Annotated in this window: 15 protein-coding genes and 1 pseudogene; 7 read left to right on the top strand and 9 right to left on the bottom strand. The window is 68.1% G+C overall.

Translation table 11 applies throughout. The features are described 5' to 3' along the window. Positions 1 to 41: 41 nt before the first annotated feature. The 5 genes and pseudogenes from ispG to ACJH5R_RS14025 all read right to left on the bottom strand — a co-directional run bounded on the left by ispG (position 42) and on the right by ACJH5R_RS14025 (position 4789). The gene (ispG, locus tag ACJH5R_RS14045; RefSeq protein ID WP_406782186.1) at positions 42 to 1193 is read right to left on the bottom strand and encodes a flavodoxin-dependent (E)-4-hydroxy-3-methylbut-2-enyl-diphosphate synthase; all 1152 of its coding nucleotides are present in this window, start codon (positions 1191 to 1193) and stop codon (positions 42 to 44) included. 13 nt (positions 1194 to 1206) lie between these two features. After that, entirely contained in the window at positions 1207 to 2424 is a 1218-nt protein-coding gene (locus ACJH5R_RS14040) for a M50 family metallopeptidase (RefSeq protein ID WP_406757299.1), read from the bottom strand. After that, positions 2421 to 3596, bottom strand: coding sequence for a 1-deoxy-D-xylulose-5-phosphate reductoisomerase (gene dxr / locus ACJH5R_RS14035; protein WP_406757300.1), 1176 nt, complete (start codon positions 3594 to 3596; stop codon positions 2421 to 2423). The genes ACJH5R_RS14040 and dxr overlap by 4 nt, the downstream gene beginning before the upstream one ends. Before the next feature lie 4 nt (positions 3597 to 3600). Then, a complete protein-coding gene (locus ACJH5R_RS14030) occupies positions 3601 to 3996 on the bottom strand; it encodes a VOC family protein (RefSeq protein WP_406757301.1) in 396 nt (131 codons plus the stop codon). After that, positions 3950 to 4789, bottom strand: a pseudogene (locus tag ACJH5R_RS14025) (helix-turn-helix domain-containing protein). Before ACJH5R_RS14025 ends, ACJH5R_RS14030 begins: the two are co-directional and overlap by 47 nt. A 211-nt stretch (positions 4790 to 5000) precedes the next feature. Between ACJH5R_RS14025 and ACJH5R_RS14020 the strand changes: the two are divergent. From ACJH5R_RS14020 to ACJH5R_RS14005, 4 genes are all read left to right on the top strand, one after another. Then, positions 5001 to 6077 (top strand): oxygenase MpaB family protein, encoded by a 1077-nt coding sequence (locus ACJH5R_RS14020; protein WP_406757302.1) that lies wholly within the window; start codon positions 5001 to 5003, stop codon positions 6075 to 6077. Beyond that, on the top strand, positions 6074 to 6310 hold the full coding sequence (locus ACJH5R_RS14015) for a hypothetical protein (RefSeq protein ID WP_406757303.1): 237 nt from the start codon (positions 6074 to 6076) through the stop codon (positions 6308 to 6310). The genes ACJH5R_RS14020 and ACJH5R_RS14015 overlap by 4 nt, the downstream gene beginning before the upstream one ends. Positions 6311 to 6314: 4 nt before the next feature. Further along, a complete protein-coding gene (locus ACJH5R_RS14010) occupies positions 6315 to 6929 on the top strand; it encodes a TetR/AcrR family transcriptional regulator (RefSeq protein ID WP_406757304.1) in 615 nt (204 codons plus the stop codon). 98 nt (positions 6930 to 7027) lie between these two features. Beyond that, positions 7028 to 7282, top strand: coding sequence for a DUF2631 domain-containing protein (locus ACJH5R_RS14005; protein WP_406757305.1), 255 nt, complete (start codon positions 7028 to 7030; stop codon positions 7280 to 7282). A gap of 91 nt (positions 7283 to 7373) precedes the next feature. On the opposite strand, the gene rlmN is transcribed toward ACJH5R_RS14005, so the two are convergent. The 4 genes from rlmN to pyrH are packed head-to-tail and all read right to left on the bottom strand — an operon-like array spanning position 7374 to position 10763. Continuing rightward, a complete protein-coding gene (gene rlmN / locus ACJH5R_RS14000) occupies positions 7374 to 8483 on the bottom strand; it encodes a 23S rRNA (adenine(2503)-C(2))-methyltransferase RlmN (protein WP_406782185.1) in 1110 nt (369 codons plus the stop codon). Between the two features lie 24 nt (positions 8484 to 8507). Beyond that, positions 8508 to 9374 (bottom strand): phosphatidate cytidylyltransferase, encoded by an 867-nt coding sequence (locus ACJH5R_RS13995; protein ID WP_406757307.1) that lies wholly within the window; start codon positions 9372 to 9374, stop codon positions 8508 to 8510. A 22-nt stretch (positions 9375 to 9396) separates the two neighbouring features. Beyond that, positions 9397 to 9954 carry a ribosome recycling factor gene (gene frr, locus ACJH5R_RS13990; protein ID WP_406757308.1) on the bottom strand — a complete coding sequence of 186 codons (558 nt, stop codon included), beginning with the start codon at positions 9952 to 9954 and terminating at the stop codon, positions 9397 to 9399. A 59-nt stretch (positions 9955 to 10013) separates the two neighbouring features. Next, the gene (pyrH, locus tag ACJH5R_RS13985) at positions 10014 to 10763 is read right to left on the bottom strand and encodes a UMP kinase (protein WP_406757309.1); all 750 of its coding nucleotides are present in this window, start codon (positions 10761 to 10763) and stop codon (positions 10014 to 10016) included. A 177-nt stretch (positions 10764 to 10940) separates the two neighbouring features. On the opposite strand from pyrH, the gene ACJH5R_RS13980 reads away from it, so the two are divergent. Genes ACJH5R_RS13980 through ACJH5R_RS13970 form a run of 3 tightly spaced genes read left to right on the top strand, consistent with a single transcriptional unit; the run spans position 10941 to position 13698 of the window. Beyond that, a complete protein-coding gene (locus ACJH5R_RS13980; protein WP_406782184.1) occupies positions 10941 to 11270 on the top strand; it encodes an ArsR/SmtB family transcription factor in 330 nt (109 codons plus the stop codon). Continuing rightward, a complete protein-coding gene (locus ACJH5R_RS13975; RefSeq protein WP_406757311.1) occupies positions 11267 to 11746 on the top strand; it encodes an NADH-quinone oxidoreductase subunit B family protein in 480 nt (159 codons plus the stop codon). Before ACJH5R_RS13980 ends, ACJH5R_RS13975 begins: the two co-directional genes overlap by 4 nt. Then, the gene (locus ACJH5R_RS13970; protein ID WP_406782183.1) at positions 11743 to 13698 is read left to right on the top strand and encodes a proton-conducting transporter membrane subunit; all 1956 of its coding nucleotides are present in this window, start codon (positions 11743 to 11745) and stop codon (positions 13696 to 13698) included. The genes ACJH5R_RS13975 and ACJH5R_RS13970 overlap by 4 nt, the downstream gene beginning before the upstream one ends.

The raw sequence follows: 13698 nt of genomic DNA, 5'->3' as shown, positions 1-13698 counted from the left end.
CGAACTTCAACTGCCGCGCGCGTACGGCGATCCGGCTGCGATCAGCTTACGGCGACGGTGGGCGACCCGCCGGGAGATCCCTCACCCATCTCCTCCGCCAGGCGCAGGGCCTCCTCGATCAGGGTCTCCACGATCTGCGCCTCGGGAACGGTCTTGATCACCTCGCCCTTGACGAAGATCTGGCCCTTGCCGTTGCCGGACGCCACACCCAGATCCGCCTCGCGAGCCTCACCGGGACCGTTGACCACACAGCCCATCACCGCGACCCGGAGCGGGACGTCGATCCCCTCCAGCCCGGCGGTGACCTCGTTGGCCAGTCGGTAGACGTCCACCTGAGCCCGGCCGCAGGAGGGACACGACACGATCTCCAGACCGCGTGGCCGCAGGTTGAGCGACTCCAGGATCTGGTTGCCGACCTTGACTTCCTCTACCGGCGGCGCCGAGAGCGACACCCGAATGGTGTCGCCGATGCCGCGGGACAGCAGGGCGCCGAACGCCACGGCGGATTTGATGGTGCCCTGGAAGGCGGGGCCCGCCTCGGTGACGCCCAGGTGCAGCGGGTAGTCGCACTGCTCGGCCAGCAGCTGATATGCGGCCACCATCACGACCGGGTCGTTGTGCTTGACGCTGATCTTGATGTCGCCGAAGCCGTGCTCCTCGAACAGCGAGGCTTCCCACAGCGCGGACTCCACCAAGGCTTCGGGGGTGGCCTTGCCGTACTTGGCCAAGAACCGCTGATCCAACGAACCGGCGTTGACGCCGATCCGGATCGGGATACCCGCGGCGCCGGCCGCCTTGGCCACTTCGCCGACCCGGCCGTCGAACTCCTTGATGTTGCCCGGGTTCACCCGGACCGCGGCGCAGCCGGCATCGATCGCGGCGAAGATGTACTTGGGCTGGAAGTGGATGTCGGCGATCACCGGGATCTGACTGTGCTGGGCGATCTCGGCCAGCGCGTCGGCGTCCTCCTGCCGGGGGCAGGCCACCCGCACGATGTCGCAACCCGAGGCGGTCAACTCCGCGATCTGTTGCAGTGTCGCGTTGACGTCGTGGGTCTTGGTGGTGCACATCGACTGCACCGCGATCGGATGGTCGCTTCCCACCCCGACCCCACCGACCTTCAGTTGGCGGGTCTTGCGACGTGGCGCCAGTGTGGGCGGAGGGGCTGCCGGCATTCCTAGGCCGACGCTCATGAGGGGGCTCCTATCAAAACAGCCTGATCGGATTGACCAAGTCGGCGGTCACGGTGAGCAGCATGTAGCCGACCACCACCACCAAGACTACGTAAGTGGCCGGCATCAGCTTGAGGTAGTTCACCGGTGCGGCCGCGACCTTTCCACGGGCCGACCTGAGCAGGTTGCGGAGCTTTTCGAACAGCGCGATCGCGATGTGCCCGCCGTCGAATGGCAGCAGCGGCACCAAGTTCAGCACGCCCAGGATGAAGTTCAGCTGGGCCAGGAAGAACCAGAACGCCACCCACAGCCCGTGATCGACGGTGTCGCCGCCGATGATCGAGGCGCCCACCACGCTGATCGGGGTTTCGGGGTCGCGCTGCCCGTGCGGGTTGCCGATGGCGTGCACCAGCGCGCCGACCTTGGAAGGAATGTTGGCCAGCGACTTGCCCAGCAGCACCGACAGGTCGCCGCTGAAGGCGAAGGTGGCCGGCACCGCGGTGACCGGGTTGTACTGGGTCGGCCCGAACTGGGCGGCACCCACCCCGATCGCGCCGACGGTGCTGGGGACGGCCTCGCGGTCCGCGCCGTCGGCGATCCAGCGCTGAGTGGGCGTCACGTCGACGTACTTGGTGAGCGTGGAGCCGTCACGTTCGACAACGATCGGCGTCGTGCCGTGCTGCTTGCGCACCGCGGCGGCCATCTCCTCGAAGGTCGACACCGGGGTGTCACCGACCTTGACCACCACGTCACCGGACTCGATGCCGGCCAGCGCCGCCGGGCCGGGACCCGAGCAGGTGCCCAGTTCACCCTTGACGACTTCGGGTGCCACACAGGCGGTTTCGCCGATGACGGCGGTGGTGGGTGCGTGCAGGTTGGGCAGGCCCCAGATCACGGCGATCGAGTAGACCAGCACCAGGCCGATGACGAAGTTCATGGCGGGGCCGGCGGCCAGCACGGCCACCCGCTTCCATGTCTTCTGCTTGTACATGGCGCGGTCGACCTCGTCGGGCTCCAATTCCTCCACCGCGGTCATGCCCGCGATGTCGCAGAAGCCACCGGCCGGGATCGCCTTGAGGCCGTATTCGGTCTCGCCGCGCTTCGTCGACCACAACGTGGTGCCGAAGCCGACGAAGTAGCGGCGCACCTTCATGCCGGTGGCGCGCGCCACCCACATGTGACCGCATTCATGCAGCGCCACTGAAACCAGGATGGCCAGCGCGAACAGCGCGATGCCTACCGCGAACATCATCGGGTGCTGCCGACCTTTCTCGTAGCTATCGCCTCGACGGCGCGAGCCGCTCGCTGCTTGGCCCAGCGCTGCGCATCGAGTACCTCATCCACGGTAGCGGGTTGCGCGGCCCACTGGTCAGCGGCGCCCAGCACCTCGGCGATGGTGGCCACGATCGCCGGGAAACCGATCCGGCCCGCCAGGAAGGCTTCGGCCGCCTCTTCATTGGCCGCGTTGTAGACCGCGGTCATGCAGCCACCGGCCTCACCGGCATGGCGAGCCAGCTGCACCGCCGGGAATACGGCGTCGTCGAGCGGTTCAAACTCCCAGGTGGAGGCGGTGGAGAAGTCGCACGCCGCCGCCGCACCGGGCACCCGCGCCGGCCAGCCCAGAGCCAGCGCGATCGGTAGGCGCATGTCCGGCGGGCTGGCCTGGGCGATGGTCGATCCGTCGGTGAAAGTGACCATGGAATGCACGATCGACTGCGGGTGAACGACCACGTCGATGCGCTCGTAGGGAACACCGAACAGCAGGTGGGTCTCGATGAGCTCGAGGCCCTTGTTCACCAGCGACGCCGAGTTCAGGGTGTTCATCGGGCCCATCGACCAGGTCGGATGCGCCCCAGCCTGCTCGGGTGTGACGTGTTCCAGCTCGGCGGCGCCCAAGCCCCGGAACGGCCCACCCGAAGCGGTGAGCACCAACCTGGCGACCTCGTCAGGCGTGCCGCCCCGAAGGCATTGCGCCAGCGCGGAGTGCTCAGAGTCCACCGGCACGATCTGGCCCGGTTCGGCGGCCGCCAGCACCAGCGGGCCGCCGGCGATCAGCGATTCCTTGTTGGCCAGGGCCAGCCGCGCCCCGGTTTCCAGCGCGGCCAGCGTGGGCCGCAGCCCGAGCGCGCCGACCAAGGCGTTGAGTACCACGTCGGCCTCGGTGTCGTACACCAAGCGGGTGACGGCGTCGGGTCCGCGGTAGGGGGCATCGAGCGCCTCACCGACCTGCGTGTCGGCGACGGCGATGTTGGCGACCCCGGTCTCGGCGCGCTGGTCGGCCAGCAGCTGCGGGTTACCGCCGCCGGCGGCCAGCCCGACGATCTCGAAACGGTCCGGGTTCGCCGCGACGACCTGCAACGCCTGGGTTCCGATCGAGCCGGTAGAGCCCAACAGCAGAACTTTGATCCGGCGGCCCGTGGTCACCCACCTATTGTGCTCCCGCGTAGTTGCCGAAGCTCCACAGGTTGCCTTCCGGGTCACGGACGGTGAACTCACGAGCGCCGTAGTCGGTGTCGCTCAACGGTCGGATCACCTCGGCCTGGCGATCCAGGACCCGCTGGTAGAGGCCGTCGGGGTCGCTGGTGACGACGTAGCCACCCGCGGTGCCGGGCTCGCGACACCAGTCGTTGCCGGGTTTGTGACTGCCGAGCATGATGCCGCCGACACCCTCGGGCCAGCGCAGTTCGGCATGGGCGATGGTGTCGCCGTCATCGCCGTGGCGGGCTGTGACGACGAAACCGAAGGTGTCGACGTAGTAGTCGAGGAGTTTGCGCGCGTCATGCGCTTGCAGGGTCAACCACACGGTCGGATTCTGATGCGTCATGACTCCACTCTGATCGCGGGGCATGGCCGCCGTCTTGAATGTTTTGGAACTCCTCGGCCAGCTAGGCGCCCGGCGAGGTTCCGGCGTACCGAACGAATTCACGAGTCAGATGAGCCTGATCGGCATATCCGGCAGCGTTCGCGACACTCGCCAGGTCGACACGGCGATGCCGGCGAGCTTCCTCGGCCATTCGGGCGGTCGCGTACTCGAAACGCATGAGCATGGCCACGGCTTTCGGCGTGCGGCCGACCTCGCGGCGAAACAGCGTGCTCAGATGCCGCTGGCTCAGTCCGACCTGCTCGGCGATGTACGCAACCGGCGTCCTCCCCCGGCTGCGCTGCAGCAACTGCCAGGCCCGGGCCACCTCAGCGCGCACGGTGCCGTGGCGTCGACGCTGCTGGGCCACCAGATAACCGGACAGCAGCGCAAACGCGTCCGGCCAACACCGCACGGAGGCAAGCTGCTCATGTAGCCGCACCGCACCCCGGCCCAATATCGGCGCGGCGCCGAACTCGGTCACGCTTAGCTCGGCGGCCGGCACGCCGAACAGCGCACGCGACGCCAGGGGGTGCACCGCCAACTGAACGCCCGCCTGGCCCCGGGTTTGCTGCACCCGAGCGGCTTGCTCGTGCAGGCCGCCCAGCAGCACCGGAGCAGGTCGCGCGGACGGGAGAGCCTCGAGCGTTTCGGCCGCACGCACGCCCTCGTCGAGGCTGACGATGAAGGTCAAGGTCGACGACGGCATCCCCCGGTGCACGCCGTCGGGCACGTCCAGCGCGCGGTAGCCCACCATCGAACTCACGCCCGGCGCGGTGTGCGGCGGTGCAGCGGCGAAATCCCAGAACTGTGGCGCTTCGTCGGCGTCAGCGGCCATGTGCCCACGGTATCCCCGCAATCCGACCCTTGACCGCCGATCACTGGCCGATGCAGAATCCTACACAGCGTAGGAAAATGAACGAACCAGAAAAATGGAACGAACCAGAAAATGGCGAAAGGCAGACGAAATGAGCACTCTGCGCACGTGGCTGTCCCTGCCCGACGCCGAGCCCGCCGAGGATTACGGCTTCTTCGGCCCCGACTCGGCGACCTGGAAGGTCTGGAGCTACCCGACCTCGCTGTCGATCGGCTTCCAGCGCGCCGTGGTGATCGAAGAACTCGACCCCGCACTGGTCGCCTCCGTCGATGCCACCCAGGCGATCTATGAGCGGCCACGGACCCGCTATGACCGCACCCTGCGCTACTTCGCGATGGTGGCCTTCGGCGAGAGCCGCACCACCGCCGAGGCAGCCGACATGCTGGTCCGGATCCACTCCAAGGCCATCGGCGTCGATCCGGTCACCGGCGCACACTACGACGCCAACGACCCGGCCTCCCAGATGTGGATCCACCTCACGGCCTGGCACTCGATCCTGTACGCCTACGAAAAGTACGGACCCGGACCGCTTTCAGCGGATGAAGAGGCGTCGTACTGGGCCGACTGCGCCAAGGCGGCCGAACTGCAGACGCTCGACCCGGCCGACGTCCCGCGCACCCGCGACGGCATCGCAGCCTACTTCGACCAGATGCGCCCGCAGCTGATCAACTCCGACATCGCCCGGCGCGCGATGGCCCACCTGCTGCACGCCGAGGTGATCCTGCCGCAGTCGCTGCCCAAGCTGCTGTGGCCGGGCGCGCTGCTCGTCACCGCGTTCCTGCGCCGCGGAACCCTGGCAACCATGCCCCGCTGGATGCGCGAGCTCGGCGGTGTGGGCACCTCTCGGGTGCTCGACGCACTGATCGTGCCGCCGCTCAGCGCCGCGTTCACCCTGCTGAGCTTGAGCCCCCGCGTACAGCTGATGCTGCTGCGGCTGATCTCGCCGATGACGCTTCCGATCGGCACCCGGGTACTGCGGGCGATCCGGCCGGTGAACCCGGTCACCACGACTCCGCGGGAAGCCCAGGGACGCTACGGCTATGCCGTCCCAGCGCAGGCCCATCTGGAATTCCGGGCCAGGCAGTCGAATCGGGTCTTCGGCGAAGGCCTGGCGCCCAGCGACGAGGGACTCATCGAGTCCCAGCCGATCCTGGGCAGCATCCGATGAACCTCGGGGGCCTGCAACGCCTGCTGGACCGCGAACTCAGCATCCGCCAGCTGTGCTATCTAGGCGCCATGGGCTCGGTGCTGCTGGGCGCCTACCTGGTGATCGGACTGTTCTGGGCCGGCAGCCACTACCAGCACCTCCACGAGGTGCGCGGACTGGACAAGGTGTTCTCCGTTCTGGGGGAGATCGTGGCCTGGCCGGTGCTGATCATCGCCGATATCCAATTACGCTGAACCGGTGCCGGAACACGCCGCGAACCGGTCCCGCGCCGAGCATCTCGGCCCGCAGCGACGTCGGCCACAGGTGCTCGACGCCGCCCTGCAGATCGCTGCCGAGCACGGCATCGCCGGGGTGACGATGGCGGCGATCGCGGAGCGCATCGGAGTCACCCGACCGGTGGTGTACGCCTGCTACGACGGCCGGGGCAAGGTTCTGGCCGCGCTGCTCGACCGGGAGACCGAGCTGATGCTGACCAGCCTGCTCGGGGCCCTGCCGCCGCGGCGGACCAGCAGCGTCGAGGACCGGTTCGTCGCGGGCTTTTGCGCGTTCCTGTCCGCCGTGCGGGAACGGCCGGCGTCATGGCGGATCATCTTCACCGCCGATCAGGATCCGGTCCTGGCGGCCGCCGTGGTCTCGGGCCGAGCCCGCCTCACCGAGCGGGTCGGCACGGTGATGCGGCCACTGCTGGAGCGCCGAGCCCCGTCCGCCCAAACCCTGGCGGCACTTACCGAGGTGTTCCTGGCGATCTGCGAAGCCGCCGCGCGGATGCTGCTCGACAGTGACCAGCAGTGGACGCCGGAGAGCCTGGCCGCGATCGTCGGCCCGGCCGCCTACCGAACGTTCGAGATCTAAGCGATCGGAGGCGCGGCGCAGCGGGTCGCCGCCGTGCGATGGGCCGACTCGCCGTATGCCAGAATGATGCGAACTTGCTGCGAACCTAAGGAGTCGAAGTGGCCGGTACCGAGGTGGAGCGCCACACCGGGGTTGACCCTGTCGAGGTGCCGTCTGCGGCGTGGGGTTGGAGCGCGATCAACTACCGCACCTGGCACATCGTCGGCTTCGGTATCGTCGGTTTCCTGCTGCTCATGCTGCGCGGCAACCACATCGGCCACGTCGAGGACTACTTCCTGCTGGGATTCGCCGCGCTGACGCTGTTCGTCGTGGTGCGCGACATCGTCGGCCGCAACCGCGGCTGGCTGCGCTAGCAGCCGTATCGGCCGTCGCCGATTCCCCGAGACTGCATTCACGCAGTTAGATCGGCGATTTTCCCGGCGTCAGTGCAATCTCGCCGGGTGATCACTGGTTTTCGGCCGCCAGCTGGCCGCACGCCGCCGCAATCTCGCGCCCGCGGGTATCGCGGACCGTGCATTCCACCCCTTGGGCCCGCACCCGCCGGACGAACTCGCGTTCCACCGGCTTGGGGCTGGCGTCCCATTTGCTTCCCGGGGTGGGGTTGAGCGGAATCAGATTGACGTGCACCAATGGTCCCAGCGCCTTGTGCAGCTTGCGGCCCAACAGATCTGCCCGCCACGGCTGGTCATTGACATCGCGGATCAACGCGTATTCCACGGACACCCGTCGGCCGGTGACGTCCGCGTAGTAGCGGGCGGCATCGAGGGTTTCGGAAACCTTCCACCGGTTGTTCACCGGAACAAGCGTGTCGCGCAGCTCGTCATCGGGAGTGTGCAGCGACAGCGCCAGCGTCACCCCGAGCCGCTCGTCGGCGAGCTTGCGGATCGCCGGGGCCAGTCCCACCGTCGACACCGTCACCGATCGCGCCGAGATTCCGAACCCGTGTGGCGGTGGCTCGGTGATGCGCCGCACCGCGGCCACCACGCGGGCATAGTTGGCCAGCGGCTCCCCCATGCCCATGAAGACGATGTTGGAGAGTCGAGCCCCCGAAGATGGAGCACCGCCGCGGTCTCGTAGCGTCACTGACGCCGCCCGGACCTGCTCGAGGATCTCGGCGGTCGAGAGGTTGCGGGTGAGGCCGGCCTGGCCGGTCGCACAGAACGGGCACGCCATGCCGCAGCCGGCCTGTGAGGAGATGCACACGGTGTTGCGGCGCGGGTAGCGCATCAACACCGACTCGAACTTGGTCTGGTCGTGTGCACGCCACAACGTCTTACGTGTCTCGCCGGCGTCGCATTCGATCTCACTGGCGGCGGTCAGCAGGGTGGGGAACAGTGCGTCGGCCACTGCGGAGCGCACCGCGGCGGGCAGGTCGGTCATCTGCTGCGGGTCCGCGATCAGCCGGCCGTAGTACTGGTTCGCCAGCTGTTTGGCCCGAAATGCCGGCAGCCCCAGCTCGGCGACCGCGGCCACCACTCCGTCGGTGTCGAGATCTGCCAGATGCCGCGGCGGCAGGGCCCGCCGCGGTGCGGTGAACACCAGCTGTTGCTTCATGATCGGTTCCAGTATGCCGGTGACTCAGGGCAGAACGGTCAGCACGATCCAGGTCACCACGGCCGATGGCAGCAGCGCGTCCAGCCGGTCCATGATCCCGCCGTGGCCGGGCAGCAGCCGGCCCATGTCCTTGATGCCCAGATCGCGCTTGACCTGCGACTCGATCAAGTCGCCGAAGACACCGGTGATCACCAGCAGCAGACCCAGCGGCAGTCCTACCCACCACGGCCGGTCGAGGAACACCGTCACCGCGAACACCGCCGCGGCGACGCCGAGCACCAGGGATCCCGCGAGACCCTCCCAGGACTTCTTCGGGCTGATCGCCGGCGCCATCGGGTGCTTGCCAAACAGCACACCGACGGCGTACCCGCCGATGTCGGAGAACACCACCGGGAACAGCAGGCACAGCACCCGGCCCGGGCCATCGTCGCGGAAGACCAGCAGGGCCGCGAAGCTCATGCACAGCGGCACCCAGACCGCGATCAGGATCGTCGCCGACATGTCCCGCAGGTAGTTGACCGGGGCGTGGTTCAGCCCTTGGCCCACCAGCCGCCACATCATGGCGATCACCACCGTGGCACCGAACGCGCCCAGCACACCCCTGGCCCCGAACGGCAGCGACAGCCACAGCATCGCCTGGCCGCCCAGGGCCAGCGGGATGAACGGCACGTCGTAGCCGACTTCACGCAGCCGCCGGACGATCTCATGGGTGGCAACCGGAGCGGCTACCGCCAGAATCAGCACCCAGAAACGGGGGGCGAACAGCAGGGTGTAGACCAGCGTTCCGCTCAGCAGGGCGCCTACGGCGATGGCGGCGGGAAGGTTGCGTCCAGCTCGCGACTGTTTCGGCTGTGAGTCCGCGGCGTCTACGCCGGTGTCTTGGTCTGCCACGAGGGTGCCTACTGGACGGCCGCTAGACCTCCAGCAGCTCGCCTTCTTTGTGCTTGACCAGCTCGTCGATCTGGGTCACATACTGCTGGGTGGACTTGTCCAGGTCCTTCTCCGCCCGACCGACCTCATCCTCGCCGGCATCGCCGTCCTTGCGGATGCGGTGCAGCTCCTCCATCGCCTTGCGGCGGATGTTGCGCACCGAGACCTTGGCGTCCTCCCCCTTGGCTTTGGCCTGCTTGACCAGCTCCTTGCGCCGTTCCTCGGTCAGCTGCGGTACCGACACCCGAATCAGCGAACCGTCGTTGCTGGGGTTCAGGCCGAGGTCGGAGTTGCGAATCGCGGTCTCGATGGCACCCAGCGACGATGCCTCGTAGGGCTTGATCACCACGAGCCGCGCCTCGGGCACGTTGATGCTGCACAGCTGGGTGATCGGAGTGATCGACCCGTAGTAGTCGATGACGATCCGCGAGAACATGCCCGGGTTGGCCCGACCGGTGCGGATAGTCGAGAGGTCGTCGCGGGCCACCGACACGGCCTTCTCCATTTTCTCTTCGGCATCGAAGAGAGCCTCGTCGATCATCTGCCCCGCTCCTCGTTATCGCTTCGCTGTAGCGCCGGTGGTCGCCTGCACCGCGCCCGTCAGCTGGTGACCAGTGTTCCGATCTTCTCACCCGCGACCGCCCGCGCGATATTTCCGTCGGTCAACAGGTTGAACACCAGGATCGGCATGCCATTGTCCATGCACAGACTGAACGCGGTGGCATCGGCCACCTTCAGCCCCCGATCGATGACCTGGCGATGGGTGATCGAGGTGAGCAGTTCGGCATTCGGGTCGACGCGAGGATCCGCGGTGAAGATGCCGTCGACGGCCTTGGCCATCAGCACCACCTGAGCGCCGATCTCCAGCGCGCGCTGAGCCGCGGTGGTGTCGGTGGAGAAATACGGCAGCCCCATGCCGGCACCGAAGATCACCACCCGGCCCTTCTCCAGATGCCGCTGTGCCCGCAGCGGGATGTAGGGCTCGGCGACCTGACCCATGGTGATCGCGGTCTGCACCCGGGTGTCGATGCCTTCCTTTTCCAGGAAGTCCTGCAGGGCAAGGCTGTTCATCACGGTGCCGAGCATGCCCATGTAGTCCGAGCGCATCCGTTCCATGCCGCGCTGCTGCAACTGTGCGCCGCGGAAGAAGTTGCCGCCGCCGATCACCACCGCCACTTGCACGCCGTCGCGGACCACTTCGGCGATTTGGCGGGCGACCTGGGCGACCACATCGGGATCAAGCCCGACCTGCCCGCCGCCGAACATCTCCCCACCGAGTTTCAGCAACACCCGGGAGTAGGGGGGACGGCCGGCCGGCCGGTCTCCGTCGGTACTCGTCGGCTCCGTCATCAGGCTCCTCCGGGCTGTGCGCATATGACAGCGCCATCGCGGGAATCGTCCGCGACGGCATTGTCATCCTGCCCTACCGGAACGGTCAAACAGAGCCCGGGGTGGCGACACCGCTCTCGACCGTCACAACATATGAAAATATTTTCAATTGATGCGTTCGCTGCTATGGTCTGCGCTGTGCCGAACTCGCTCCATCAGGTGAAAGCGGAGTTCTTCAAGACTCTCGGGCACCCCGCCCGGATCCGCGTCCTGGAACTGCTTGCCGAACGTGACCACACCGTCAGCGAGCTGCTCCCCGAGATCGGGCTCGAGGCATCGAATCTGTCCCAACAACTGGGTGTCCTGCGCCGCGCGGGCGTGGTGACGGCGACCAAGGACGGCAACGCAGTGGTGTACTCCATCGCCTCGCCGCTGATCACCGAACTGCTCGTCGTGGCCCGCAAGGCGCTGACCGGATTGCTCAACGAACAAGTGGCCCTCCTCGATGACCTGCGGGCCGGGCAATGAGTTGGCTCACCAGAATCCGTGCGCTGGGCCGTGTCACCGAACCGGCAGGTGCCCGCCCCCCGGCCGCCACCGACCCGCCGGGAGGCGTCGCGGGGTCCCTGCAGATCCGCCATGTCGACGCCGGATCGTGCAACGGTTGTGAGATCGAGATCGCCGGGGCTTTCGGCCCGGTGTACGACGCCGAGAGATTCGGCGCCCGGCTCGTCGCCTCGCCGCGTCATGCCGATGCCCTGTTGGTCACCGGGGTGGTCACCCGCAATATGGCCGAGCCGCTGCGCAACACCCTGGAGGCCACCCCGCAGCCGCGCAAAGTCATCGCGTGCGGGGACTGCGCCCTCAACCGCGGGCTGTTCGCGCAGTCGTACGCCACCGTGGGGGCGGTCGGCGAGGTGGTCGAAGTCGATGTCGAGATTCCCGGCTGTCCGCCGACGCCCGAACAGATCCTCGCCGCGCTGAGGTCGGTGACCGGCCGGTGAGCACGCTGGCGGTTTCCTCCCCCGACACCTCGCATCACCCGACACTTGCGGCGGCCCTCAGCGGTGCCGCCACGGCCGGGATCGGTGCGGCCGGGGTCGGTCTCGGCCTGGCCGGCGTGTTCGGCAGCGTGCCCGCGGTCCGCATCGACTGGCTGGTCCCGCTACTGGGTGTGCAGCTGCGTATCGATGCGCTCGGCGGATTCTTCATGGTGCTGACCGGCGCGGTGGCCGTGGCCGCCGGCCTGTACTGGATCGGCTATGCGCGCCACGAGCGCTACGGCGCCGTCCCGCTGCTGACGCTGCCGCTGTTCGTCGCCACCCTGCTGACAGTCCCGGCGGCCGGCTCGGTGACGACGTTCCTGCTCGCCTGGGAGCTGATGGCGCTGAGCTCGTTGGTGTTGGTGCTCACCGACCAACAGCGCAGCGAGGTGCGTTCGGCCGCGCTGATCTACGCGGTCATGACCCAGCTCGGTTTCGTGTCGCTGCTGTTGGGAATGGTGGTGCTGGCAGCCCACTCCGGCGACGACTTCGGCGGTAGCGGCGCGTTGCCCGATCCCGTGCGCAACACCGTATTCGTGTTGACCCTGATCGGTTTCGGATCCAAAGCCGGACTGCTCCCACTGCACGCGTGGCTGCCGCGGGCGCACCCGGAGGCCCCCAGCCCGGTCTCGGCGTTGCTCAGCGCCGCCATGGTCAATCTCGGCATCTACGGCATCGTTCGCGTCGACCTGCAGCTGCTCGGTCCCGGCCCGCGGTGGTGGGGTCTGACGCTGCTGATCGCCGGTGGCGCATCGGCGCTGTACGGGGTGTTGCAGGCGTCGGTGGCAACGGACCTCAAACGGCTGCTCGCATATTCGACGACGGAGAACATCGGGCTGATCACCCTGGCCCTGGGGGCGGCGACGTTGTTGTCGGGCGCGGGTTCGCGCGACGCGGCAGCCGTTGCCGCCGTCGCGGCGCTGCTGCACCTGCTCGCCCACAGTGCGTTCAAGAGCCTCGGCTTCCTGGGCGCCGGGTCGGTGCTGGCCGCCACCGGCCTGCGCGACCTGGATCGACTCGGCGGCCTGGCCCGCCGAATGCCGGGCACCACAGCACTGTTCGGGGTGGCCGCGCTCGGCGCCGCCGGCCTACCGCTGGGAGCGGGCTTCGTCAGTGAATGGTTGCTGATCCAGTCGCTGATGCATGCCCGAGCCGACCATGACGTCACGATCACCCTGGTGACACCGCTGGCGGTGGGTGCGATCGCACTGACCGCCGGATTGGGTGTGGCCGCCATGGTCAAGGCGTTCGGAATCGGGTTCCTGGCCCGCCCGCGCTCGGATGCCGCCGCAGCGGCCCGGGAAGCGCCCACCACGATGCTCGCCGGCATGACGCTGGCCGCACTCGCCTGTGTGGTGCTGGCCGTCGCGCCGGGCACCGTGGGCCCGCTGTTGCATCGGGTGCTCGACACGCTGCCGATCTCCGGGGCAGCGCCGGCTCTCGGCACTTACCTACGCATTCCCGGGCTGGATGCGTCCATGTCGCCCGGGCTGCTGGCCGCCGTCCTGGCCGCCGCCACCGTCGTGGTGCTGATCGGTTCTCGCTGGCGCGCCCGTGCGCGCCCCAGCACCGCCACGGTGCCGTTGTGGGCCTGCGGCGCAGACGATCTGAGCCCGCGCATGCAGTACACCGCGACGTCGTTCGCCCAACCGCTGCAGCAGGTCTTCGACGACGTGTTGCACACCGACACCGCCGTCGAGGTGACCCGCCAAGCGCCGTCGAGCTATTACGTGGACCGGATCGCCTACCGGGCTCGGGTGGCCGATGTCGTCGAAGACCGCTGGTATGCCCCGCTGCTGCGGGCCGTGGCCGCCGCCGCACAGTTGGTGCGCCGCGCCCACACCGGCAGCGTGCACCTCTACCTGGCCTACGGCGCGGTGGGTGTGCTGATCGCCATGCTGGTGGCGCGATGA

The organism is Mycobacterium sp. SMC-19 (genome assembly GCF_045310815.1).
Classification (GTDB): Bacteria; Actinomycetota; Actinomycetes; order Mycobacteriales; family Mycobacteriaceae; genus Mycobacterium.
The sequence above is the reverse complement of the archived record's forward strand: the minus strand, read 5'-3'. Positions and strand labels throughout refer to the sequence as shown.